25 protein-coding genes and 2 pseudogenes are annotated in these 26,002 nt (G+C 34.2%); 9 read left to right on the top strand and 18 right to left on the bottom strand.

Annotated features, from left to right (window positions below; genetic code table 11):
• Window positions 1–56: 56 nt before the first annotated feature.
• Both hslU and hslV read right to left on the bottom strand, forming a co-directional pair.
• Window positions 57–1,508 carry an ATP-dependent protease ATPase subunit HslU gene (gene hslU / locus wTKK_RS01970; protein WP_407511763.1) on the bottom strand — a complete coding sequence of 484 codons (1,452 nt, stop codon included), beginning with the start codon at window positions 1,506–1,508 and terminating at the stop codon, window positions 57–59.
• Between the two features lies 1 nt (window position 1,509).
• Window positions 1,510–2,064: an ATP-dependent protease subunit HslV gene (gene hslV / locus wTKK_RS01965; protein WP_407511761.1), complete on the bottom strand. Its 555-nt coding sequence runs from the start codon at window positions 2,062–2,064 to the stop codon at window positions 1,510–1,512.
• An 85-nt stretch (window positions 2,065–2,149) separates the two neighbouring features.
• On the opposite strand from hslV, the gene gshA reads away from it, so the two are divergent.
• The gene (gene gshA, locus wTKK_RS01960) at window positions 2,150–3,304 is read left to right on the top strand and encodes a glutamate--cysteine ligase (protein WP_407511760.1); all 1,155 of its coding nucleotides are present in this window, start codon (window positions 2,150–2,152) and stop codon (window positions 3,302–3,304) included.
• Here gshA and wTKK_RS01955 read toward each other — a convergent pair.
• The 3 genes from wTKK_RS01955 to wTKK_RS01945 all read right to left on the bottom strand — a co-directional run bounded on the left by wTKK_RS01955 (window position 3,301) and on the right by wTKK_RS01945 (window position 5,931).
• A complete protein-coding gene (locus tag wTKK_RS01955) occupies window positions 3,301–4,101 on the bottom strand; it encodes a hypothetical protein (RefSeq protein ID WP_407511759.1) in 801 nt (266 codons plus the stop codon). The two genes, gshA and wTKK_RS01955, sit on opposite strands and share 4 nt — an antisense overlap.
• Before the next feature lie 61 nt (window positions 4,102–4,162).
• Complete coding sequence (hemH, locus tag wTKK_RS01950; RefSeq protein WP_407511758.1) at window positions 4,163–5,116, bottom strand: ferrochelatase; 954 nt, start codon at window positions 5,114–5,116, stop codon at window positions 4,163–4,165.
• Window positions 5,113–5,931 (bottom strand): hypothetical protein, encoded by an 819-nt coding sequence (locus tag wTKK_RS01945; protein WP_407511757.1) that lies wholly within the window; start codon window positions 5,929–5,931, stop codon window positions 5,113–5,115. The genes hemH and wTKK_RS01945 overlap by 4 nt, the downstream gene beginning before the upstream one ends.
• Window positions 5,932–6,045: 114 nt before the next feature.
• Here wTKK_RS01945 and ndk point away from each other — a divergent pair, with 114 nt between their 5' ends.
• The 6 genes from ndk (at window position 6,046) to folD (ending at window position 10,825) form a co-directional block, all read left to right on the top strand.
• Window positions 6,046–6,465 carry a nucleoside-diphosphate kinase gene (gene ndk, locus wTKK_RS01940; protein WP_407511756.1) on the top strand — a complete coding sequence of 140 codons (420 nt, stop codon included), beginning with the start codon at window positions 6,046–6,048 and terminating at the stop codon, window positions 6,463–6,465.
• A gap of 129 nt (window positions 6,466–6,594) precedes the next feature.
• Entirely contained in the window at window positions 6,595–7,773 is a 1,179-nt protein-coding gene (locus tag wTKK_RS01935; RefSeq protein ID WP_407512205.1) for an aspartate aminotransferase family protein, read from the top strand.
• Window positions 7,774–7,841: 68 nt separating this feature from the next.
• Window positions 7,842–9,119, top strand: a complete 1,278-nt coding sequence (locus wTKK_RS01930) for an HlyC/CorC family transporter (protein ID WP_029237684.1) — start codon at window positions 7,842–7,844, stop codon at window positions 9,117–9,119.
• 9 nt (window positions 9,120–9,128) lie between these two features.
• The gene (locus wTKK_RS01925) at window positions 9,129–9,386 is read left to right on the top strand and encodes a DUF2312 domain-containing protein (RefSeq protein WP_407511755.1); all 258 of its coding nucleotides are present in this window, start codon (window positions 9,129–9,131) and stop codon (window positions 9,384–9,386) included.
• Entirely contained in the window at window positions 9,379–9,954 is a 576-nt protein-coding gene (locus wTKK_RS01920) for a UbiX family flavin prenyltransferase (protein WP_407511754.1), read from the top strand. Before wTKK_RS01925 ends, wTKK_RS01920 begins: the two co-directional genes overlap by 8 nt.
• A complete protein-coding gene (folD, locus tag wTKK_RS01915; RefSeq protein ID WP_407511753.1) occupies window positions 9,938–10,825 on the top strand; it encodes a bifunctional methylenetetrahydrofolate dehydrogenase/methenyltetrahydrofolate cyclohydrolase FolD in 888 nt (295 codons plus the stop codon). Before wTKK_RS01920 ends, folD begins: the two co-directional genes overlap by 17 nt.
• Window positions 10,826–10,924: 99 nt before the next feature.
• Here folD and wTKK_RS01910 read toward each other — a convergent pair whose 3' ends face one another.
• The 12 genes and pseudogenes from wTKK_RS01910 to wTKK_RS01855 form a co-directional block, all read right to left on the bottom strand.
• Window positions 10,925–11,530 (bottom strand): hypothetical protein, encoded by a 606-nt coding sequence (locus wTKK_RS01910; protein ID WP_407511752.1) that lies wholly within the window; start codon window positions 11,528–11,530, stop codon window positions 10,925–10,927.
• A gap of 109 nt (window positions 11,531–11,639) precedes the next feature.
• Window positions 11,640–14,099, bottom strand: coding sequence for a leucine--tRNA ligase (gene leuS / locus wTKK_RS01905; RefSeq protein WP_407511751.1), 2,460 nt, complete (start codon window positions 14,097–14,099; stop codon window positions 11,640–11,642).
• A gap of 4 nt (window positions 14,100–14,103) precedes the next feature.
• Window positions 14,104–14,694, bottom strand: a complete 591-nt coding sequence (locus wTKK_RS01900) for a murein hydrolase activator EnvC family protein (protein ID WP_407512204.1) — start codon at window positions 14,692–14,694, stop codon at window positions 14,104–14,106.
• A 52-nt stretch (window positions 14,695–14,746) separates the two neighbouring features.
• Window positions 14,747–15,073, bottom strand: coding sequence for a MerR family transcriptional regulator (locus wTKK_RS01895; protein WP_407511750.1), 327 nt, complete (start codon window positions 15,071–15,073; stop codon window positions 14,747–14,749).
• Window positions 15,070–15,369, bottom strand: coding sequence for an integration host factor subunit alpha (locus tag wTKK_RS01890; protein ID WP_407511749.1), 300 nt, complete (start codon window positions 15,367–15,369; stop codon window positions 15,070–15,072). The genes wTKK_RS01895 and wTKK_RS01890 overlap by 4 nt, the downstream gene beginning before the upstream one ends.
• 38 nt (window positions 15,370–15,407) lie before the next feature.
• Window positions 15,408–16,601, bottom strand: coding sequence for an MFS transporter (locus wTKK_RS01885; RefSeq protein ID WP_407511748.1), 1,194 nt, complete (start codon window positions 16,599–16,601; stop codon window positions 15,408–15,410).
• 305 nt (window positions 16,602–16,906) lie between these two features.
• The gene (gene uvrB / locus wTKK_RS01880) at window positions 16,907–18,841 is read right to left on the bottom strand and encodes an excinuclease ABC subunit UvrB (protein ID WP_407511747.1); all 1,935 of its coding nucleotides are present in this window, start codon (window positions 18,839–18,841) and stop codon (window positions 16,907–16,909) included.
• An 86-nt stretch (window positions 18,842–18,927) separates the two neighbouring features.
• On the bottom strand, window positions 18,928–19,689 hold the full coding sequence (locus wTKK_RS01875) for a cytochrome c1 (protein ID WP_211907501.1): 762 nt from the start codon (window positions 19,687–19,689) through the stop codon (window positions 18,928–18,930).
• Window positions 19,689–20,915, bottom strand: coding sequence for a cytochrome b (locus wTKK_RS01870; protein ID WP_407511746.1), 1,227 nt, complete (start codon window positions 20,913–20,915; stop codon window positions 19,689–19,691). Before wTKK_RS01870 ends, wTKK_RS01875 begins: the two co-directional genes overlap by 1 nt.
• Window positions 20,916–20,945: 30 nt before the next feature.
• Window positions 20,946–22,118 (bottom strand): ankyrin repeat domain-containing protein, encoded by a 1,173-nt coding sequence (locus wTKK_RS01865; RefSeq protein WP_407511745.1) that lies wholly within the window; start codon window positions 22,116–22,118, stop codon window positions 20,946–20,948.
• Between the two features lie 275 nt (window positions 22,119–22,393).
• Window positions 22,394–23,392 (bottom strand): annotated as a pseudogene (locus tag wTKK_RS01860) (ankyrin repeat domain-containing protein).
• 109 nt (window positions 23,393–23,501) lie between these two features.
• Window positions 23,502–23,837 (bottom strand): J domain-containing protein, encoded by a 336-nt coding sequence (locus wTKK_RS01855; RefSeq protein WP_407511744.1) that lies wholly within the window; start codon window positions 23,835–23,837, stop codon window positions 23,502–23,504.
• Window positions 23,838–23,922: 85 nt separating this feature from the next.
• Here wTKK_RS01855 and wTKK_RS01850 point away from each other — a divergent pair, with 85 nt between their 5' ends.
• Entirely contained in the window at window positions 23,923–24,495 is a 573-nt protein-coding gene (locus wTKK_RS01850) for a NifU family protein (protein WP_407512203.1), read from the top strand.
• Window positions 24,492–25,715: a histidine--tRNA ligase gene (gene hisS, locus wTKK_RS01845; RefSeq protein WP_407511743.1), complete on the top strand. Its 1,224-nt coding sequence runs from the start codon at window positions 24,492–24,494 to the stop codon at window positions 25,713–25,715. Before wTKK_RS01850 ends, hisS begins: the two co-directional genes overlap by 4 nt.
• On the opposite strand, the pseudogene wTKK_RS01840 reads toward hisS, so the two are convergent.
• Window positions 25,712–26,002: pseudogene (locus wTKK_RS01840) on the bottom strand (5'/3'-nucleotidase SurE); the annotation flags it as partial. The gene hisS and the pseudogene wTKK_RS01840 overlap by 4 nt on opposite strands.

The raw sequence follows: 26,002 nt of genomic DNA, 5'->3' as shown, positions 1-26,002 counted from the left end.
AAGTAAGAAAAAATAGAACCTCTTGAATGCTCTATATTACTTAAAGTCGTCTTCCTCTAAAGTATAAATTTAGATAAATCAAGCTGCTTTGAAATTGACTCTAGTTTATCTCTTACATATTTGCTATCTATAACAAATTTTTCATTATTTTTTTCAGAAGCGATAAAACTTACTTCATCCAAAAGCTTCTCCATGACAGTATGAAGTCTTCTTGCACCTATATTTTCCACTTCTCTATTAACTGTAAATGCTATTTCAGCTATAGTCTCTATACCATCATCAGTAAACTCAAGTGTTACATTTTCCGTTTTCATTAACGCTATATACTGTTTTAACAAACTAGATTCTGGCTCCTTTAATATTTTTATTAGATCCTCTTGAGCAAGTGCCTTAAGTTCCACTCTAATTGGCAATCTACCCTGTAATTCTGGTAAAAGATCAGATGGCTTAGATAAATGAAAAGCACCAGATGCAATAAATAATATATAGTCTGTTTTTATGGGGCCATACTTAGTTGAAACAGTTGTTCCCTCAAGTAATGGTAACAGATCGCGCTGCACTCCTTCTCTGTTGACTTCACCTTTTATTTCTGTACGTGCTGCAATTTTATCTATTTCATCTAAAAACACTATACCTTCATTGCTAACAAGATCAATCGCTTCTTTGACTATCTTGTCTTCATCCATTAACCTTTCGCTTTCTTCATTAATCAATATTTCACGTGCTTCCTTCACTTTAACTGTAATAGTTTTTGTTTTTTTGCTCCCATTAAACATCTTGCCCACGATTTCTGTTACGTTCATCACACCAATTTGCCCACCTGGCATGCCAGGTATATCAAAAGTGGGTAACATACCCTTGCTCTCCCTGACGTTAATAGAAACTTCTCCATCTTCAAATTCCTTATTTCTCAGTCTTTCTCTGAAAACTTTTTTGCTTTCCTCGGTTGCATCTTCACCAACCATTGAGTTGACTATTATCTTTTCAGCCAAACCTAGAGCTTTTTTAGTTAAGGCTTTACGTGCTTTTTCCTTAACTAAAACTATTGCTGCGTCAACTAAATCACGTATTATCGAGTCAACATCACGTCCAACATATCCTATTTCAGTAAATTTCGTTGCTTCAACTTTTATAAAAGGTGCACCAGCAAGCTTTGCTAAACGGCGAGCTATTTCAGTTTTACCAACTCCCGTATGGCCTATCATGAGTATATTCTTAGGTATAATCTCTTCACGTAGTGGAAGTGGGACTTTATTTCGACGCCAACGATTTCTGAGTGCAATAGCAACAGCACGCTTTGCATCATCCTGCCCGATTATAAATCTGTCTAATTCTTTAACTATCTTCTGTGGTGGTAGATCATCTAATAAAGCTTGTGAGCTTTGAATGCTACTACTTCCTGTACCTTCATTTTTATAGAGGCTATTTTTCTCATTACAGTCATCATTATTATCAAACTGAACCACTACAGATTGACTAGAAAAATTAGCACACAAAGTTCTTGACATATTACTCCTCTATTTTTTCGATAATTAGATTATGGTTTGTATAAACACATATATCGGCAGCTATCTTCATAGCCTTTTTTGCAATCTCCTCTATTGATATTCCTTCAACGTCAATCAAAGCTTTTGCTGCAGATAAAGCAAAATTTCCTCCAGAGCCAATGGCTGAAATGCCATCTTCAGGTTCAAGAACATCACCCGTTCCTGTAATGACCAATGAAATGGACTTGTCTGCCACGATCATCATAGCTTCTAATTTTCTTAGATATTTATCCATTCTCCAGTCTTTTGCAAGTTCAACACATGCTCTCATTAACTGTCCTGGGTGCTTATCAAGTTTAGATTCTAGCCTTTCGAAGAGAGTAAATGCATCAGCTGTTGCTCCAGCAAAACCGGCAACTACGGAATCACCAGAAAGACGCCTAACTTTTTTTGCTCCAGATTTTATAACGGTATGGCCTAGCGAGACTTGCCCATCACCTATGACTACTACATTTTTGTCTCTTCTAATTGACAGTATAGTAGTACCATACATTTTACTGCTGTCATGATGAATCATTTTTTTTTTGTTATTTTAATTAGTTATATTATATTAAGATTATAACCTATAATATAGTACTTTTCTTATAACATTTAAAGTGTAGATGCAAAACATAATTCATCCAAATCTGGAAAAAGATATAAATAATTGGTTCAAAACAAAATTTAATGGTTTTACATTACCATTTTATAGCTCTATAGATCTTAGGAATTCAGGCTACAAAATTGCTCCAGTAGACGCCAATTTATTTCCTGCAGGGTTTAATAACCTAAGTGAAGTATCAAAAGGGATAGCAGCAAAATTGATAAAAAGCTACTTCGAAACAAAACAATATAAGAAGGCCCTGATAATACCGGAGAATTACACACGAAATAAAATGTATATAGAAAATGTATTTGCCATAGAACAGGTACTGCAACTCGCAGGTTTTGAAACTAGAATTGGCCTCTTTCATAATGAAACGTACAATTTAATAGAACAGTATGAAACTGTTGTGAAAGAAAACTCTTTGCTGAAGACAACTTCAGGATTTGTGCCTGATGTTGTTATACTGAACCGTGATATGACGAGCCACATTCCAGACACGCTAGAAAACGTAAAACAAGAGATAGTGCCAAGTCCATTATATGGCTGGCACAGTAGGCAGAAATTTCAATATTTTGAAATCTATCAAAAATTAGTGTCCGAATTTTGTGGAGAATTTAAAATCGACCCATGGCTTATTTCTGTGCTTACAGAAAGCTGTAATGGAGTTGACTTTAATGATGATTCATCACTAGGAGCAGTAGCGACTAAAGTTGACCAAATATTATCTCTAGTGCAAAAAAAATATGAGGAATATGAAATAAAAACACAACCTTACGTTTTTATCAAAGCAAGCAATGGCACATATGGAATGGGCATTATAACAGCAACAAGTGGAAAGGAAATATTAAATCTCAATAAAAAAAAGCGTCATAAAATGAAAAAGATAAAAGAAGGAATAGCAATCAATAGTGTTATTATGCAAGAAGGTGTACCAACTATTGACATATTTAAAAGTAGTTCTGCAGAACCGCTAATATACTATATAGGAGATACTCCAACATGTTACTTATACCGATGTAATAGCAGGAAAGATGTATATTCTAGCTTGAATTCCACTGACTGTGAATTTTATGACATCGGCCAAGAAAATAAAACTTTGCCACTTTGGAATATTGTTAGCAAATTAGCAGTGCTAGCATTGGCAGTAGAAATTAAGTCTTTTCATCTCTAATAATTAATTTCTACAATGCTGCCATTATGCTGAATATGGTGAGCGTCATCAAGTCCAGTAGGACGATCAGTACCATTATTAGGTTGATTGACAAACTTATCGATGTTTGATACTAGATATGCTATGCTTAGCATCAAACTAACCGTAACGGTTAAGTTGAAATTATAGATTATTCCACCACCCAAGTCTATTGGTATGGTTGGAAGTTCCATTCTTTTTAATATGAAGCTTAACAAGCCCAATGATAAAGCGAATGTGCTAAAAATAACTTCTTTACCATATTTAGCAGACTTTTCAGAATCCTTATTATCTAGATACCTCTTCCATGTATAATAACAGTTTATGCATTCTGAAAATAGAAATAGAGCTGCTGATGTTAAGCTAATATAACTTATTACATCCTTGTTGTCTCTAGCTAAGAAATGAACGATGTTTGTCTGCATCAACATTCCTATTACACAGTTTGCCAAGAAGGCTAAGCTACCCAAAACCTGTACTGGTTTTTTAGGTTCATTTCCCCCTTTACCATTCTGAAGTTTTTTAGATTTATATCCAGCTAAATTGAGACCAAAGTGAAGAGCAAGTATTATTGATGCTGGTAGTTTTATGAACTGAGAAATATCTAATATAGTACAAATATTGGATCTGTTGTTATCAATAAACTCGCAACAGAATTGCAATGAAATTTTACACAATATGCCTGTTAAACCTACTGCAATACAATACATCTTTCTAATATCATGATTGTGAGCGTCATGTATACTTTCTATAAATGTATTTGGCTTACCTTTTGGCATAAGTAGATAGTAGAATAGTAACTTTTTAATATTATACTATAAGAATCTAAAAAGAAAAGTGCTATAAATCAGTACTTTGAGAGTGATCTAAACATAAATCGGCCAAGCACTTGATAAATAAGAGATCAGTACTGAGAGTTGGTACGCGAAAGTAATATCCATCTTTGATAATTGCTTTATACTCTATATCAAGTTCAACCAGTGTTTCAGAATGCTCGGAAACAAAAGATATAGGTGATAAAACTACAGGTATATTATCGTCTTTTGCGCGTGATAGCTCACTTTCAGTGCTAGGCTCCAACCATTTTACAGGGCCAACCTTACTCTGATAACATATTCCCCAATCAAGATCTTCAATATTCAATTTTTTTACTATTAATTTTACTGTTTTTTCTATCTGTGAAGCGTAAGGGTCGCCTTTTTTAATGATACTAAGAGGTAAGCTATGAGCCGAGAATAGGACTCTTGGCTTACCGATTTTGCTAGCTAATTTATGATATTTAGACGTCAGATTAACATGAGCTTCAATAAAGTCTTCATTGTCATAATAATAGTGAATTGTTTTTGTGTTACATTCCAGTTTGGCATTTTTTTGCCAATTCTCGATGGATGATAGAGTTGTGGTGGTTGAATATTGCGGATATAGTGGTAACAGAATGATTTCGTCAGGGTCGAATTGCTTTACGCTTTTAACAACTTCATCAGCGAATGGATGCCAATAACGCATGCAGATGAATATCTTATATACATGGTTTCCATTTTTATTTAATTTCAGTTCTAAAGCATCAGCTTGTGCTTTCGTATTCTCCAAGATTGGTGATTTACCTCCAATGTGCTCGTATATTTCTTGTGCAGTACTCTCTCGCCTTTTGGAGATAAACTTTGCTAAAAGGAAGCGAAAAGGATTTGGTAGATTTATTATTCTTTTATCGTAAAAAAGATTAAATAAGAAAGGGCGTACCGCACTTAATGAATCAGGTCCTCCTAGGTTAAATAAGATTACTGCCTTCTTCACTGACAGCACCTTTCTTCAGGTTTGCCTATAAAATCAGCTACACACTCATCAAGTTTAGTTACAGGCAATAAATTTCTTACACTGGCATGCAGTAGATGAGCAGATCTCTTCATGTTACTCTTTGTAGATGCAAAGCCTCTATCGAAAACCACATCAACACAAAAACTTGGCACTGCTTCAAGAAGTTGAACAGCAGCCAAAGATATCATTATGCAGCTTTGTAGGGCCTTCAAAGGGACCATAAGCGGAAAAAGTAAAACCTTAACAAAGAGAGAGCTAGGACTTTCATTCATTATTTGTCCTTGATTAGGAGAATTATACTCAATATGCTGTCTGTTTCTATTAAAAACAGGAAATTTTATAGTGTCTTCCTCAAATTGCTCATCTATTTCTTTTCTACTATGGTTAGTGATCTTTTCCATTAATTTCTCACGCAATTGACAAGTAGTTCTCACAAAAAAACACGTGGCAATCATCAATACAGCACATATAAGCGCACAACGCATGAGGTTCATCCCACCTATCATAGATGGTAATGCAAGACAAACAAATGGCACTATGATAGCCATTTCGAAAAATGGGATAGTGTTCCTTTTCATTGCAAAAACAGCGCCTTCTTTTAATTTTGTATTATTGTGTAAGCTGTACTCTAAATAACTCAAAAATGCCAAATTAAAAGTTAAAAATCCTTTTGTCCCACAAAAAATTGATGACTTTAATTGATTAACCCATTCTTTAGCATTAAGTGTAGTTTCAATTGATTGTTTAACATCGGGATCTACTGGTTTGTTGTTTTTTTTATTACAACACCCCATAAAATACCTCCTTGACAGTTTATTCTTAACTATAAGTGAAAAATTGCTTTTATCAAATCAAAGTTTATAATAAAATAAGTCTATAAGTATACGATCTTAATATAAGGAAATAACATGGCAATTGAGAGAACACTTTCGATATTAAAACCTGATGCAGTAAAAAGTAATATTACAGGCAGTATAAATTCTTACATTGAAAAATCTGGACTAAAAATTATAGCACAAAGAATGATGATGCTGACAAAAAAACAAGCAGAACTGTTTTATGAAATTCATAAGGATAGGCCTTTTTTTGGAGAGTTGGTGGAATTTATGACTTCTGGGTCTGTGATAGTTCAAGTTTTAATCGGTGAAAATGCAGTCTGTAGATACAGACAAATCATGGGTGCTACAGATCCAGAGCAGGCAGATAAAGGTACAATTAGGGGTGATTTTGCTGATGATATTAGTGAAAATAGAGTGCATGGTTCTGATAGTCTAGAAAACGCTCATAGAGAAATAGCTTTCTTTTTTGCTGAATGTGAATTGGTATAGTTTTACTTTTTTACATATTAAATTTCTGAGTTTTATGTTGAACTGTATAATATTAGCTCAATTTTTAGTTTAAGCAACATTAAGGGAAAGCTTTTTCATGCACTATAGATAATATTTAAAATGGATCATATGGGTCATGTTGTTAACGCTTATAATAGATCTGAAGCTTCTATAGTTAGAGGAGAAGGAGTATATCTCTTCGATAAGGATGGTAAAAAATATTTAGACTTTGCTGCAGGAATTTCTACAACCTCTCTAGGGCATTGTCATCCATATATTACAGATAAACTGAAGGAGCAACTGGATTCATTATGGCACTGCTCTAATATTTTTACTATTCCCCAGCAGGAAAGGCTTGCTCAGCGTTTAACAGACCTTACCTTTGCCGATAAAGTTTTTTTCTGCTCAAGTGGACTTGAAGCAACAGAAGCTGCAATTAAATTTATTCGCCGCTATTTCTACTTAAATGGACAAGAAAAGCGCAATCACATCATTACAATTGAAGGAGGTTTTCATGGCCGCAGTATTGCTGCAATTTCAGCTGGGGGAAATGAAAAATCACGCGAAGGTTTTGCTCCACTCCTTTCTGGTTTTGATAAAGTTCCAAGAAATAACATTGAAGCATTAGAAAAGAAAATCAATAGCGAAACAGCTGCCATATTTTTAGAGCCCATACAAAGTGAAGGCGGAGTACATCCATTGGACGTAGAGTATCTTAAAAAAGTAAGAGAGATAACAAAAGCTCAAGGAATAATTTTATGCTTTGATGAAGTGCAATGCGGATATGGACGGATTGGCTCTCTATTTTACTATCAAAATATAGGAGTTGAACCTGATATGCTCACTTGTGCGAAGGCTATGGGTAATGGATTTCCTCTGGCTGCATGTTTAGTAAAAGATTATATAGCAGAAGCAATCACTCCAGGAACTCATGGGTCAACTTATGGAGGTAATCCACTTGCCATGACTGTGGGTAATGCAGTACTAGATGTAATGCTAAAGGAAGGCTTTTTTGACCATGTTAAGAAGGTCAGTAAATATCTAAAAGAAAAGTTGTTGCCTTTGACTGAAGAATTTCCGAAGATCGTTTCAGAAGTTCGTGGGGAGGGTTTATTGATAGGGATAGAGCTTAGACTACCTTTGGCTGATAAAATTGTTAAACAATCTCTTGACAAAGGCTTAATGATGACTAAAATTTTAAATAATAGGGTATTAAGAATAACTCCTCCACTTGTTGTTGAGAATATGCATGTGAATGCAGTGTGTGATATATTTCATGATTTATTTTTTTATATTAAAGATATATAGACTTGCAAATGCTTCTTACAACATATAAAATTAACTCTGTTTCTATATCGCAATAACATCATACTTTAATGGATTGGTTATTGATCTCAGTATTGTCAGCAATTTTTTTCTTATTGATTTTATCGTTTTTGTTCTCAGGAGCAGAAATAGGGTTAACCTCAATTAGCCGATCCCGAGTGAATAAACTAAAGCTAGAAGGTAACAAAAAAGCCAAGATAATAGAGCTTTTGTTAGGTAAAAAAGAATTAACAATAGGAACAATATTACTGTGTAATACAATTATTAACATTACTTGCTCTGCTTTGTTTACAGTAATATTTATAAATTCTTTTGGGAGTGAGGGCATATTTCTTTCAACATTCATGATGACGTTTTGTATTTTGCTATTTTGTGAAGTTTTACCAAAAACTTACGCCATGCAAAATCCTGAAAAATTTACATTACTTTCTGCATATTTTATGCTGTTTTTTGTCAAGGTTCTTTCTCCATTGACATTAGGCATTCAGTTTATTGTCAATATCATTCTGAAGTTATGTGGGCTTCATAAGAATAGGGAGGTAATATCTGCAGCAGATGCAATGCGTAATATGATTACTCTTCACCGCAGTGAGGGCACTATGTTACAACAGGATTTAGATATGCTAAATAGTATACTTGATTTGGCTGAGACAGAAATATCACAAATTATGACCCACAGGAGAAACTTATTTTCTCTTGATATAGATCGAAACAAAGAAGAGTTAATAAGAGAGATTTTAACCAGTAGCCATAGCAGAGTACCTTTGTGGCAAAAAGAACCAGATAATATTGTTGGAGTGGTTCACGTGAAAAATCTAATAAATGCCTTGCGTGAAAAGGATAATAAAATAGAGATTGCCAAAGTTATGTCAAAGCCTTGGTTTATACCAGAAAGTACGCCACTCAGTGTACAACTTCACAACTTCCGTAAAAACAGGAAACACCTTGCATTTGTTATTGATGAGTATGGAGCACTACAGGGAATCGTAACTCTTGAGGATATACTGGAAGAAATAGTTGGAGAAATTTCAGATGAACATGATTTGATCACAGAGAATTTTATAAAAAAGATATCCGATAATATGTATCACATAGAAGGAAAATCTACTATTAGGGATATTAATAGACAGTTACATTGGGATCTTCCTGATGAAGAAGCTACAACTCTAGCAGGTATGATTGTAAACGAGATAGAGCGCATTCCTGAAGAAAATGAAGAGTTTTCCATGTACGGTTTTTACTTTAAGATTTTAAAAAAAGATAAAAATATTATTACTATGATTGAAGTACAAGTAAAAACTGATAATACTGTAGTAGCAATTAATTAGTTGGTTTCTATGGAAGATAAAGTAAAAATAACGGCTGAAGATTTGAAGAGCTATATAGAGAGAATCGAAAAACTTGCACAAGAAAAGAGGGATGTGCAAGATCACATTCGTGATGTATATGCAAAAGCTGCAGATGAAGGTTGGGATATAAAAGTGATGAAACAGATTGTTAGGCTAAGGAAGATGGATGATGATGACAGGGAGGAACAGGAAATATTACTTGATACCTACAAACGTGCATTGGGAATGAATTACGAAGGTGAATAGTAGGATTGTAATTGGAATAAGTGGAGCATCTGGTTCTATTTACGGTGTACGGATTCTAGAGGCACTAAAAAATACCAATCATGAAACTCATTTAGTGATCAGCAGCACTGGAAAAATAACTATAGCTCATGAGATTAAAGAAAAACTTGAAGATATTATATCGCTTGCAGATTTTTACTATTCTGAAGAAAAAATAGGAGAAAAAATAGCAAGCGGCTCATTTAAAACCTCAGGTATGGTTATTGCTCCATGTTCTATGAAAACAATGTCTGAAATAGCATCGGGGGTGACTTCCAATCTATTAACAAGGGCTGCAGATGTAACTCTAAAAGAAAGAAGAAAATTAGTTCTTATGGCGCGAGAATCTCCACTACATCTTGGACATCTCCGAAATATGTTAAAACTAACGGAGATGGGAGCAATTATTGCTCCGCCGATGCCTGCTTTTTATATTAAACCAAAATCTTTGGATGATATTGTAAATCATGCTGTTGGTAAAGTATTGAATTTATTTGATATTGTATTACCTGACTTCAAGGAGTGGCAAGGAAATGTCAATTATTATTAACGGTAAAAAAATAGCAAATGATCTCTGTGAGGAGCTATCAAAAAAAATTGATATTTTAAAGAAAGAGTATAATGTTTTTCCTTGTCTTAAAGTAATTCTTGTGGGTAGCAATCCAGCAAGTCAGGTCTACGTTCGTAATAAACAAAGAAAAGCAGAATCAATAGGCATAAGTTCTGAAACTATTGTTTTGTCTGATAGTATCTCAGAAGATGAATTGATTAAAAAAGTTAATACATTAAATGAAGATTCATCTGTGCATGGAATTTTAGTTCAGTTACCTTTACCAAAACACATCAGTGCAAGCAGAATAATTAATGCAGTAAGTGTTGAAAAAGATGTAGATGGCTTTCATGATGAGAATGTTGGCAGGTTAGTTAAAGGTGAAAAAGATTGTCTTATACCTTGTACTCCCAAAGGTTCTTTGCATTTAATTAAGTCAGTTGAAAATAATCTATCAGGTAAAAATGCGGTAATCATTGGCAGATCAAATATTGTGGGTAAGCCAATGTTTCACCTATTGTTGCAAGAAAATTGCACTGTTACCATCTTGCATTCACAAAGTAGCGATTTAGCTGATTATTGCTCTAAGGCGGATATAGTAGTTGCAGCAGTTGGAAAGCCAAATTTTATTCAACCAGATTGGATAAAAAAAGGTGCAATAGTGATTGATGTTGGCATAAATAGCATTAACATAGGAAATCAAAGTAAGCTTGTGGGTGATGTTGACTTTGACGGAGTAAAAGAAAAAGTCAAAGCTATTACTCCAGTGCCTGGTGGAGTTGGCCCGATGACAATAGCATTTCTTATGATAAACACTGTAGTTGCTGCTTGCTTACAGCGGGAAGTTGATCCCTCTAATTTTGTTGCTTAAGATTTATCTTAATATTAGCATAAAAAGAACACCTTTGCAAATAGCACATATATAGCACCGAGCATACAACTGTATATAAGGATTCAAAGTGTTCATAGCTTAAAAATTATAACGTATACCTACTTCTATGATTGCATCTGGTTTTTTCATAGGTGGTTTAAAGCCACTTAATTGACCGCTTGCAGCAATAGCAACTGTGCTAACTATCTGTGGAATAATTTCACAATCAACACCTAACTTTACTTTATAGGAAATAGCACCCAGTATTTTATCTAATGTTTCATTTTGACCTGCGGCTACAGTTGCAGCTGAATTTACTGCATTTGTATCCTCACCAAGACCAAAAGATGGCAATATTCGAATATATCCACCCAGACCTATACTAGCATATAATTTAACAGGATCAATTTCAAGATCAGGATAGTAAAGGTAATTTGCCAACAAACTAGCTCCCATTTTCTTGTCTGCTGCACCAAACATATCACTTACGTCGGTGAGAATCTCAAGTTCAAACTTAGAGCTTTTATCATAATTATAACCAGAAACTAAGCCAGGTTTTATTTTTAATCCAGCACCCCATCCACCACTAAAGTTTAAACCTGCGTAGCACTGCTCTTTTGCACTATTACTAGCTGTACCTGCTAGAGATGAAGTGAGCAACACAGCTAAAACACACAATCCTTTTATTTTCATATAACTACCCATACAAAAAAAATATATAATGCACAAGTATATATCCTTTATATTAAAAAAGATATAACTTCATATTAAAAAAAGTATAACTGCGAAATTAGGGACATGCTACTCAAAATTTTTATATAACTATGTTTACTACCTTATTTGGCACAGCATATATAGTGCGAATTTTGCTTTGATCGATTTTGTTAGATACAGAATCTGTTGCTATTTTCTTCAATTTTTCTTGAGGTAAATCAGTTGCCACTTCGATGGTCGCACGTAACTTTCCATTGATCTGCACTGCTACAGTCACCATATTATCAATTAGTAGTGATTCATCAGCTTTTGGCCAAGGTTGCATATATAGCATGCCCTTGCCTCCTATTTTTTGCCATAAATTTTCAGCCAGGTGTGGCATGAATGGCTCAATTATTCTGATTAGTATGCATATACCTTCATCAATAAGAGATTTTCCAGTTTTTACGTCTATTTCAGCTATTAAATTTGTCGCTTCACGAAACTTTGCTACCACACAGTTTAATCTGCAGTTTTCCAAGTCATCTGTAAACCCTTGCAATAGTTTATGGATTTTTTTTCTGTACTCTAGTAGTTTACCTACAATGTTTTCATTATCATAGTGTATGTTTACGGTCCTAAGTTGCACTACCATACGCCACAATTTATTTATATAGCGAAAACAACCTTCCACGCCATCATCAGACCATTCCATATCTTTTTCTGGGGGGGTATCGGATAATACAAACAAACGAGCAGTATCAGCACCGTATTTTTCTATGATAAAGTTTGGGTCAACTGTATTTTTCTTTGACTTACTCATCTTTTCGACTTTTCCAACTTGGATCTTAGTACCCTTCGCAATCAACTTTTTTGCTTCTTCGGGAAAGAGCCATTTGCCATTCTCATCTTTATAAGTTATATGGCAGACCATTCCTTGAGTGATTAAAGTAGAGAAAGGCTCTTTAACGTCAAAATAGCCACATTTAGTTAAAGCACGGCAGAAAAACCTTGAGTAAAGCAAATGTAGAATTGCATGTTCTATTCCACCTATGTAATAATCAACAGGCATAAAACGATTACAAGCATCTTTATTAATCAATTTATTTTCACTGCAAAATGCAGCAAAATACCAAGAAGATTCAAAAAAAGTGTCAAATGTATCAGTTTCACGTTCTGCTTGCTTTCCGCACTTTGGACAATCAACAAATTTCCAGGTTGGGTGCTTATCCAGGGGATTACCACCACTTGTAAATTCTACATCCGTTGGTAGAACAACAGGGAGGTCTTTTTCTGGAACTGGAACAATTCCACAATCTTTACAATGTATAATAGGTATAGGACATCCCCAATAACGTTGCCTTGAAATTCCCCAATCGTGTAGACGATAGTTTATTGTTTTCTTACCTATTCCTTTTTCTTCAAGTTTTTTTATGATTACTTTTTTTGCCTCATTAATCATTAGTCCGTTTAAGAATTCAGAATTGAACATCACTCCATCACCGAAGTACGGTTCTTTTAAGATCTCTGTGGTCTCTTCACAAACTACAGGAATAATCGTTAAACCATACTTCTGTGCAAATTCAAAATCACGCTGATCATGTGCAGGGCAACCAAAAATCGCACCTTCTCCATACTCCATCAACACAAAATTCGCTATATAAATTGGTAATTCCTTGTCGAGAAATGGGTGCCTGACGTTCAGTCTAGTGTAAATTCCAATTTTTTCATCATTCTCCCCCTTTGCCTTCATATTATCAATAAAGTCTCTTATTTCTTTGTCCTTAAGGTCTTTTACAATAGGGTGCTGTGCTCCTACTGCAAGAAAAGAAGCTCCAAATAAAGTATGAGGAGAAGTTGTAAAAATCTTTAATTTCTTATTCAGGCCAACTATTTCAAAATCTATAGTTGCCCCTTCAGATTTTCCTATCCAGCGCTCTTGCATAGTTTTGACTTTTTCTGGCCAATTTTTTAAACTTTGCAGACAATGAAGCAAATCTTCAGCAAAATCAGTAATCTTTAAAAACCATTGGAATAACTTACGTTTTTCAACAACTGCACCTGATCGCCATCCTTTTCCATCAACCACTTGCTCATTTGCAAGCACTGTTTGGTCCACTGGATCCCAATTAACCCACGACTCTTTTCGATAGGCAAGACCATACTTTAAAAAATCCAGAAAAAATTTCTGTTCGTGTTTGTAATAATCAGGCTCACATGTGGAAAGCTCGTGATTCCAATTGTAGGAAAGACCTATAGATTTTAGCTGTGCACGCATATTGTCTATATTCTCTTTTGTCCACGCCGCAGGGTTAATATTATTGTCTCTTGCTGCATTTTCAGCTGGTAATCCAAACGCATCCCAGCCAATTGGGTGCAAAACCTCAAATCCATTAGCTCTCTTGTAACGTGCTATAACATCTCCTATTACATAGTTACGCAGGTGACCCATATGAATCTTACCAGATGGATATGGAAACATTTCCAACACGTAACATTTCTTCTTTTTACTATCTTTGCTTACAGAAAAATCCCACTTATTTTGGTAGAATTTTTCAACTTTTTTAAAATCATATTTCATAAATTCAATCACAGTTTATATGTACTAAAGGATCGACTGCTTGACCATTATGCCTTATTGTGAAACACATCTGCGGATCTTTATCTTGTGTGCTTGATTTACCTGCAGATCCAATTACTTGACCTTGTTTTACTTTATCACCAATTTCAACTTGTATGTTTTTTAAATAGGAGTACATAGTCATGTAATTGTCTTTATGTTCCACTATAATTAAATTTCCGTACCACCTCAGACCTTTGCCCACGTATATTACTTTGCCAGGTGCAGAAGCAATAACCTTTGTTCCACTTTGAGCAGTAATTTTTATGCCATCTTGACATATTTTATCAGAAGAGGTAACTGCACCTTTAACCGGTATTACAAATTTACACATGCTTTGTGCACTATTGTTATATACCTTATCTACAAAGGTTTTTCTACTTTCTTTTCGCAGCGAAGAATCAACATTTTCTTTAATCAAATGATACTCCCTTGTGTACTCTAGGTCTCTTTTCCCATAAAACTCTTCGCCTTTAAGTAGTACAGGTGCAGGTTTTTGCAGGCCACAGCTTACCAGTATTGCTGATAATATAAAGAACAATGCTATACGACACATACACTTATCTTTAAATATATCAACTTTCACAAAACTTTATAGTATTTTTCGTCTATTTATTACTTTCTTCATTTATTTTATCAGTCAAATAGTCTCTTAAATCGATAAGTTCTTGCAACAAATTTCTTGAATAATGATCAATTCTTACATCGTTACCAAATTCCTTTTGTACTCCTTTTATTGTATATCCTTTGTCATATAGCATATATTTTATTTTTTTTATTGCCTCTATACACTTATGATCATACAGTCTTCTTCCCTTCCGTTTTATGGGTTTAATTTGATGGAATTGACTTTCCCAGAATCTTAAAACATGCCGCTCCAAATGTAGTTCTTCAGCTACTTCTCCAATTGTGTAAAATAATTTCCCCTTATTCATCGGTTATTTATTAATTTCTTTATTCTTTTTGAAGGTCTAAAAGAAATTGATTTTCTCGCTTGAATTACTACCCTTTCCGATGTCTTTGGTACATTTCCTGGTCTTTCTTTCTTGTTTTTAACCAAAAATGTTCCAAATGAAGATATTTTTACTATTCCATCCTTTGCTAAGCTCGTTTTTATCTCATCCAATATATCATCTATTATTGCAATAGAGTCTTCTTTCGATAATCCAATTTCCTGATTTATACATTCAGCTATTGTTGCCTTAGTTACTGTTGTGTCTTTTTTTGTCATAATTTATTACAGCATGTTAACATAATATAACAATTGACTCAAGATTCAGCTTGTATTTTATAGTATGTTTCTTTTGTAGCATAATTAAAAATACTAGCAAATGTTAACATTGCAAATATTGTGAAAAGCGCCATTTGATGATCTGAAAAAAGTGCTAAAATTGACACTAAAATTCCACTCATAACAAACATAAATCCATTGATAATGGATGATGATGTGCTAATATACTTCTGCTCAACAATCTCACTACCAACAGTAAAATTAAGCATATGTCCTCCTGCAAAAAAACCAAACATTAACATACAAAAGTATATAATATGAACTGCTAAATTGCCGCACAGTAAAATAATAGCTGAAATACTTTGCAATGTAGCAAAAGCAGAGATTACGTGCCTTCTATTTTTAAATAGATTTGAGATTAGATCTGCAATTGGAGCACCAACTGCAAGACCAAGCCACGATATTGCAGTTGCCACACCTAACTCCATTGTATTGAGTTCTAAGTTACTTAGTAACCTTGGTGCCCACATCATATTAAGAGCTAAAAATGTTCCAAAAGTAATAGCACCCACTATTGAGGTTATCCAGATATCTCTTAATTTTAGCACTGTTAGTACAGAACATATTACTGTTTTTATAGAGCTCTTTATTGTGTATTCCCCCCAATTTTTTTTTGAAAGTCCTTTCGGATAAAAAAATATAAGTACAAATATCGATACGCCAAATAATATTACACATACAATAAGATTTTTCCAATCTGCACCTTCGGCAAGCAAGCTAGAGAAGCACATTTGAATCATCAAAGCAGAAAGACTTGAAATTGTCTGCACTAGTGAGAACATCAGTCCAAATTGAGTAAGGGGAAAATATGTGCTACTTACATGAGCAGCGCCAATAAAACCAAACGATGCTCCAATTGCGATCAAAAATTGAGATAAAATTAAATGGGCAAAATTGTCACTCTTGATAAGGACAAAAAAACCAAAGAGCATAATTGACAATGAGAAAAAATAAATTTTTTTGCTGGAAAAAACATTAAACATTGCCCCACTAAAAAATTGTGAGATAGCAAAAGTCCAAGTATATGCTGAATTAGCTAGTGCAACTTGCGCGATTGTTAGCTCAAGTTCTTTTTCAAGATTCACGCTTATAAAGGTGTAGATTATTTGCATGTTGCTGAATACAACAATCAAGTTACTGATGAGCCAAATGAAACAGGCTTTATTTTCCATAAGATTTTTTATAAATAGTCCATTGATAATAAACCTCTTTTAGGCTATGATTATTGTTAAAACAATTGCAACTATAGTATGATATAAAAGCTATGAAGCAACAAATTTGTTGTGAGATTTAATTTGTTAGAGTCTGTACATAATCTCGAGCAAGAAATAAGTTCAACAATCATTACCTATAAGATAAAAGGTGAAAATTTGAAATTATCATGAACTGGCTCGTTTTTCTGCCACTCGAATGATGTTCTTTCAATTGTTGGTAAATCAAAGTCAGTTTAACTATTAATTAGTTATCTTTTTTCTAGCTATGCAACGGGTCTATTATTAAATCTTTCAATAATACCTTTTATTTTTGCCGCCTCTTCAAACTCTAAATTTTCAGCATGCTTCAACATTTGCTTTTTCAGACTATTTAGATCATCCTGACTAAAATTCTCAACTACCACTTTTTCCTGTAAAGTATTTGATATAGGCTTTATTATAGTTTTTGGTACAATGTTATGGAGTGTATTATGCTCTGTCTGTTTCTTTCTTCTCCTTTCAGTTTCTTTCAGTGCACGATCCATAGAATTAGTAATTTTGTCTGCATATAAAATTACTCTGCTTTCAACATTGCGTGCAGCACGACCTATCGTTTGAATGAGCGAAGTCTCTGATCGTAAAAACCCTTCTTTGTCAGCATCTAAAATTGCAACCAATCCACACTCGGGAATATCAAGACCTTCCCGCAACAAGTTAACGCCAACAAGAACATCTATTTCTTTAGATCTTAATTTGCATATAATTTCAATTCTTTCCAGTGCACCAATATCTGAATGTAGGTAAGTTACTTTCATACTGAGCTCACTCATATGCTCAGCTAGCTTTTCAGCCATTTTTTTTGTCAATGTGGTAATTAGAATACAAAACCCTTTTTTTATCGTCACTTGTGCCTCATGAATCACATCATCAACCTGACTCCCTGTTGGTTTTATGATGCAGATGGGATCTGTCAGTCCTGTTGGGCGGATAACTTGCTCTATAAATGCGTGATTAGTCTTTTCTAATTCATATTTTCCTGGAGTAGCCGAAACGTAAATAGTCTGTGGCCGTATTGCCTCCCACTCTTCCAATTTTAATGGACGGTTATCAAAAGCAGAAGGTAGCCTAAAACCATAATCTATCAATTTCTTTTTACGTGCTTCATTACCGCTATACATTGCACCTATCTGGGGAACGGTTACATGGCTTTCATCAACAAATAAAATTACATCTTTAGGTAAATACTCAAACAATGTAGGCGGTGGATCTCCAGCTTTCATTCCGTAAAGATAACGCGAATAATTTTCAATACCTTTACACACTCCCGTTGCCATCATCATTTCAATATCAAAATTAGTACGCTGCTCAAGGCGTTTTGCTTCAACAATTTTGTTATGTGAATAGTAATAATCCAGGCGTTCATGTAGTTCTTTTTTAATCAATTGAACTGCTTGCAAAAGAGTCTCACGTGATGTAGTATAATAGCTATTTGGAAAAATGGTGACTGTATCTATGCGTCTGATAATATTGCCGTTCATGGCATCAATCTCAGAAATTTCCTCTATTTCATCACCAAACAATGATAAACGCCAAGCTTTATTTTCATAATAGGCAGGAAATATATCAATAATATCGCCGCGCACCCTGAAATATCCTCGCTCAAATCTGACATCAGAACGTTTATATTGGAGATTAACTAAATTATTCAGAAAGTCATTAACATGAATCTTATCTCCAGCACTTAAAGTCAAGGTCATGCTGAGATAGCTCTCAGGCGAACCAAGACCGTATATACAAGAAACACTCGCAACTACAATCGTGTCCCTACGCTCCAAAAGAGAGCATATAGCAGAATAGCGTAGCATATCAATTCTTTCATTTATTAAAGAGTCTTTTTCAATATAAGTGTCTGTTTGTGGCGAATAAGCCTCAGGCTGATAATAATCATAATAAGAAACGAAGTATCCAACAGCATTGTGGGGGAAAAATCCTCTCATCTCCTCGTAAAGCTGTGCCGCTAAAGTTTTATTATGCGCCATAATTAACGCAGGACTGTTTGTTCTTGCGATAACATTTGCCATAGTAAAAGTTTTTCCAGAGCCAGTTACTCCAAGTAAAACCTGATCTCTTTTTTTGTTATTTAGTCCTTCAACTAAACTATCTATTGCTTGTGGTTGATCCCCAGCTGGCTGAAAATTTGTAACTATTCGAAATGCCATAATCCCTATACTTTCATAATATATTTATCATTACATAATACACACGATATTATGAGTAAGGTATAAAAACGAGCGTAAATGAAGTTCTATTTTCCTTTTTTATAGAGTTGGCTCCAAACTCTATTGTTAGTGAGAACAAAAAATACCGTCAAAGTTATAAAATATGTCACTATTTTTAGCCCAAGTTTATGTCGGCGCTCCAGTTCTGGCTCTGCTGCCCATTGTAAGAAATTTACCACATCATATGCCATATTTTCAACTGTGGCTTGCCTTGTACCATCATATTCTACCATTCCTTCAGAGAGTGGTGGTGCCATAGCTAATCTGCCTGTCGAAAAATATGGATTAAAATATAAACCATTCTCATCATGTTCACCGTTTTGATAACCAATTAGTAGTGAATAGACATAATTTGCACCATCATGTCTTGCTTTGACAATTAATGATAGGTCCGGTGGAATTGCTCCATTGTTGCTTGCTGCAGCTGCTTCTTTTGTATCAAAAGGCGCAATAAAATAATCCGAAGACACTCCCGGTCTATCAAACATTTCACCCAAATCATTCGGACCATCTTTAACTTGGTAAGAGGCTGCAATTTGTTTTACATCCTCTTCAGAAAAACCAACATCTTGCAAATTACGAAACGCTATTCTATTCATTGAATGGCAAGCAGCACAGACTTCCTTGTATACTTTATAGCCACGCTGAATTGACTCTCTATCGAAAGATCCAGTAATTCCATCAAAACTCCAGTCGATTTTCTTATTTGGTAAAGGTTTAAACTCCTCTGCAGACAAAGAATTAGTGAGAAATAATATACAAAATACAGCAACTTTAACCAACAGCATCACTTCATCTCCGGAACGGAATCGCTTATTGTTTTTGGTAATTTTTTTGGTTTCTCATACTTACTAAGTAAAGGTAAAACTATCACAAAATACGAAAAATAATAAAGAGTTGAGAGCCTACTTAAAGTAATATAAGGCTCTTTAACTTCCTGCCCCCCAAGCCAAGCAAGAAATGCAAAATTTATTGCAAAAACCCAAAAAAATTTCTTAAATAACGGGCGATAAGCACCACTTTTAACCTTTGATTTATCAAGCCAAGGCAAAAGAAACCAAACTAAAATAGATCCAAACATGGTGAGTACACCAATAAGCTTATTTGGAATTGAGCGCAACATCGCATAAAAAGGTAGGAAATACCACTCTGGTACTATGTGTACTGGAGTTACCATAGGATCAGCTTCTATATAATTATCAGGATGACCAAGATAATTAGGGGCATAAAAAACAAATCCAAACAAAATTATAAAAAATAAACCAAAAGTTATGCAGTCCTTTGCTATATAATAAGGATAAAAAGGAATAGTATCCTTACCTGACCTTACTTCTATTCCACTTGGGTTATTAGAGCCAAATCTATGCAGAGCAACAACATGCAACATACCTAAAGCAATAATAATGAAGGGCAGAAGATAATGAAGGGCAAAAAAACGATTAAGTGTTGGGTTATCAACGGAAAAACCACCCCACAACCATATAACTATTTTGTTGCCAATCAAAGGTATGGCTGAAAATAAGTTAGTTATAACTGTTGCACCCCAAAAGCTCATTTGTCCCCATGGAAGAACATATCCCATAAAGGCAGTTGCCATCATTGCAAAAAATATAAATATGCCAATAAACCACACCATTTCTCGCGGTCTCTTATAAGATCCGTAATATAATCCACGCATGATATGAACATAGACCACCATAAAGAAGAGTGACGCCCCAACAGCATGAGTATAACGTATCAGCCACCCATAACTTACGTCACGCATTATACGCTCCACACTATTGAATGCATGATCAACATGCGGAGTGTAGTGCATGGCAAGAAATATACCTGTTATTATCTGCAAAATCAGTGCTATACCAGCCAAAGAACCAAAATTCCAAGCATAATTTAAATTTTTTGGTACTTGATAAGAAGCAGCATGTTTTAGAAAAGAAAATATAGGCAGTCTATACTCTATCCAACCTGATATACCTTTTTCTTCTGTTATTTCTTTCTTGCTATCATCTTCCATAACTTAAAGTTTTTTTTCATCTTAACTGATTTAGAGGGATTTTTGATGACATACACCTTTAGATATTGTTGAATTGCTTAATAAACTTCGAGGACATTGATCAAGTTTTTCAAACTCACTAATTGCCATCTTAATATCCCTTTCTATAGCACTAACCTTTCTTTCTCTAATTTGCTCCAATGTCAAAAGTGAATCATCCAATGGTCTTGAATATTTCCTCCCGGTAAACTTTCTGATTACCACGTCAGCTAGCAGAGATGTTCCATTAAAATCAACTTGCGAAAAATCAATTGGGCTTCCAGTTAAATGTGCAACAGATTGCTGTGCAGGAGGTAAAGCAGGGACACTCTGAAACAAGCTACTGAGTGCAGCAGTTGTTGAAGTTTCCATCCAACTAAATGCACTATTAACAAAAGAAGAAGGCCTTACTCCACTGCTTGTTGCAGGATCTGGATTTACATTGATACTCTCTGCCTCTGCAGCAATTTCTTTTATCGTTTTACCTGGATAAAATAACTTAACATAATCTGATGGTGTCTCGTTCCTTATATTCTTAACATTACCAATATCAGCACCATTATCGTATAATATCTTAATTATTTTTGGAAGTTTTGAACTAATAGCCAAATATATAGGTGTTTGTCCCTGTTCGTTTTGAACATTGACATCAGCACGATATTCAATAAGAAGCTCAACTATTATTGAGTAGTTTTTTTCAACAGCAGCATGTAGGCATGAATTTTGTGAATAAGCAAGAAGATCAAATTTGCCGTTTGGGCTAGCACCATGTTTAAGTAAGACCTCCACTTTTTGCGGACTATTCTTGTCTATAGCCCAACCTACGAGAGTACGTTTTTTATCAGCATATGAAAAATAACCACTAATGCTTGCTCCTTTATCGATTAGAAGCTCTATCATTTCTGTGGTGCCCCTTGTAATAGCATAGTATATAGGAGGCACACGAAAAAAGTCCTCAATATTAACACCTGCGCCATTCTCAATTAAAAACCTCATCATCTCTAAATCTTGTTTATTAACAGCAATCGATAAAGGTGAGTTACCATTTCTATCTTTATAGTTAACAACATTAGCAGTATGTCTCTTTCCTTCTCTAATATACTTCTCAGCTTTTTGAAAATCATGTTCCCTTACTGCAGAACGTAGCCCGTCTCTCCATTTTTCAACTTCTGCTTTTGTAACCATAACTCCTCCTAAAGAGCAAAACTTCTGGTTGTATACCACATAATTTATGCATATACTAGCAAAATCTATATGTAAAGCTAAAGAAATTCCACAACGCAAGAGATTATTTTTTTCATTGTGTGTACCATGCTACATTTAGTTTTTGTACAAAACGCTATAAGTTTCGTTAATTTACTTAAATTTCGTAGCAGCTTATTCCCAACATGTAAGAGCTTAAACTTAAAGAGGATTATACGAAAATAAGCACTCAAGCTTGAGTGCTTATTTTAACTGATTTAAAGGGACTTTTGATGCATACCTTTAGATATCATTAAATTACTTAATGAACTTTCAGGACATTGATAAAGTTTTTTTTCACACTTACTCAGTGCTGTCTCGAAGTTTTTTTTCTATAGTGTTAAGCTTTCTTTCTCTAACTTCTTCTACTGTGAGAAGTGAATCTTCTAGTGGGCTTGAGTATTTTTTCCCTGTGAACTTTCTGATCATTACATCAGTTAGTAGAACTGTTCCATTAAAATCAACTTGTGAAGAACCAATCGGGCTACCATCTAAGTGATCAACAGATTGCTGTGCAGGAAGTAAAGTAGGAGCACTGCTGAATAAGCCATCGAGTTTGGCAGTGATTAACCAACTAAATATACTATTAACAAAAGAAAAAGGTTTTACTGCACTTCTTGGCACATAATCTGGAGTATCAACAGCTTCTAATTCTGACCTATCACTTATTCTAGCAGAGAGTAATAGTTCTGTACAATTATTTTTATGAAATTTTGATAAATCTAAGTATATTTTGCTCATGTCACAGCCATCACTGCAAAGACTTTCATAACCTGGTACAACCTCAAATGCCGTTTTGCCATTTGCATTTCTAATAATAACATTAATAATGTTATTATTGAGCAGAAGATTCCCGATATCTAATCGAAAATAAAAAAAAGGCTAAGTGTAAAGCTGTAAAACCTTGCGTTACTTGGGAAGTGGTACTACTAGTACAATGATATATCATTTTATTCTGTTTTGCTACTCATGGTAGTAATGTACGAGTAAGGAACAAGACATCCATCACTAACAGCATTAATATTAGCATTATTTCTAAGCAAAAACCGCACTATCTCTAAGCTACCTTTATAAACAGTAAGATGTATAGGTGACATACCATCTTTTTTACCATTAATAACCTCTTTTTCTTTATTTATATATCTTGCCTTTTTAACATATCTTTTAACTTTCTTAATATTAATCTCATCTATAGCCGCAAATAAATTCTTTTTCAATCTCTCAAGTTTTTTTTCATCAAATAGCTCCTAAAGAATAATGTTCGGGCTTTATATCATGCAACTTAATATGTACAAGCAAAATTTAAAGAGAAAACAATGGTTAAAATTAGGTCTTCATCAACCTATCACGTGCTGCGTTTAACTTTTGTGCAAAATATTCCGATCCTCCCTTGTCTGGATGGAACATTTTCATTAAATTTTGGTATGCCTTATTGATTTCATTTTGGCTTGCCTCAGAATTCAGCCCCAGTATTTTTAATGCTTCATCTTTGGACATATTATCACCAGTGTAATTTTTGGTGTAACTTTTACTGCTGTTAAATTCGTTCAAAAACTTACTTAATATAGAGTTCATCATAAAACTTATGTTATTTCTCTTTGCCAAAAAGAGAAATAATACAACAACGCTAGGTAAAACAAACGTGATTATTGTGAATATCAAAAAAAGGAAGAAGATGAATGACATGTATATTTTTTTATCATTTTATGATTAAATAGTAACAATTATAATTGTCATGGTAAATAACATGTTTATCCAGATTGAAGAAACACCAAACCCAAACACGCTGAAATTTCTTCCTGGTTTTGAAATTCTGAGCGAAGGAGAAACAGCTGATTTTTCAAATGCAGATGAAATAAAGAACTCCAAACTAGCAGTAAATCTTTTTCAAATAGAACATGTTGTAAGAGTATTTCTTGGTCATGATTTTATTTCGGTAACAAAATCGGATAGAATGAATTGGGATATAGTAAAAGTGGAAATTTTAACTACAATTATGGATCACTTTACTTCTGGTGGAAAAGCTTTTGATAAAGAAGGAGTAAGTGATAATAAAATGCTAGAGGAAGAATTCTTTAATGAAAATGATATAGAAATTGTAAATAGAATAAAAGAATTGATGGAGAGTTATATTAAACCTGCAGTTGCTCAAGATGGTGGTGATATCAAGTTCCGTGGCTATAAAGACGGAATAGTTTACGTTGAACTGCAAGGAGCTTGCTCTGGGTGCCCAAGTGCTGCAATTACCTTAAAGCAAGGAGTGCAGAGTATGATAAGCTATCACATACCAGAAGTTTTAGGTATAGAGACTATGCTATGACTAATCAAACAGTTAGAGGAACGAAAGATCTTCTGTATGATGAATGGTATAAATTTAAATACATAGAGCAAACAGCAAATAGAATCTCAAGTTTATACGGCTTTTTAACTGTTCAAACTCCGATATTTGAATACACAGAAGTCTTTACAAAGACTTTAGGTGATAGCTCAGATATTATCACTAAAGAGATGTATACTTTTATTGATAAAGGGGGAAAGAGCATAACTCTGCGTCCTGAGTTCACTGCAGCTATTGTTAGGTTACTCATTGAAAAAAAACTGCAAACACCAATAAAATTATTCTCAACAGGACCTACATTCCGCTATGAAAGACCACAAAAAGGACGACAAAGACAATTTCATCAGATAAATTTTGAGGTTTTTGGTATAGAAGATCTGAGAGTTGATATTGAATTGATATCACTTGCTCAGCACCTACTAACTGAATTTGGCATCAATAGGAATGTAAAACTAGAAATTAATTCTTTGGGCGATGGTAAAACAATAACTAAATATAGAGAAGCTTTGATATCGTATTTAAAAAAGTTTCAAAATGACCTATCAGAAGATAGTCAAAATAGATTGATTAAAAATCCACTCAGAATATTAGACTCTAAGGATAAGAAAGATAAAGAAATAATCTCTAACGCACCAAAAATCAGTGATTATTATACAAAAGAATCTTCATATTTCTTTGACCAGGTGTTAAATGGACTGCAAGCTCTTGGCATACCTTACACTGTAGATAGCAAATTAGTTCGAGGTCTAGACTATTATTGTCACACAGTATTTGAATTTGTCACAGAAGATTTAGGTGCACAAGGGGCAGTTTTTGGCGGTGGAAGATACGATAATCTAGTATCTTCAGTAGGTGGAAAACACACTCCAGCGATAGGATTTGCAGGAGGTATTGAACGCATAATGGAGTTAATCAATTATTCTCCGAAAGAAGAGCGACCTATTTACCTAATTCCAATTGGTAGAGAGGCTGGAGAACATACTCTAATACTTGCAAATGAATTACGCAGGCATGGTTTATACGTAGCTTATGAACATAGTGGAACTCTAAAAACCCGAATGAAAAAAGCAAATCAAGCAAATGCAAAAGTTGTATTAATCTTTGGTGATGAAGAGCTAAGCAGTAAAACTTTAAAAATTAAAAACATGGACACAGGTGAAGAAAAAATGATTGCTCGAGATAAAATCGTAGAAAATATCTAATCAGAAGCAATAGGAGTGTTAGCTATAGAAGAAAATTCCTCTGCACAAGAATTTTTCATAGCATTTAATATATCATAATCTGTAAAATCTAATTTTATTGGTGTAATAGTAATAAAACCTCCTTTTATTTTACTTATACTACCACTGCCTGAGTGCTCTCGAGACCAATTTAAGCTCAAAGAACCATTCAAGTTTTCAGTAAAAGTTAAATCACCATCAATGTTATATTCACCTTGTTCAGCAAACTCTACCCCTTTCACTTTTTCTGTAGCAGGAAAATTTATACT

Origin of the sequence: Wolbachia endosymbiont of Trichogramma kaykai (assembly GCF_045765165.1) — a bacterium.
In the GTDB taxonomy this organism is placed as follows: Bacteria; Pseudomonadota; Alphaproteobacteria; order Rickettsiales; family Anaplasmataceae; genus Wolbachia.
Note: the sequence above shows the minus strand (reverse complement) of the source record. Positions and strands in the feature narration are given on the sequence as shown.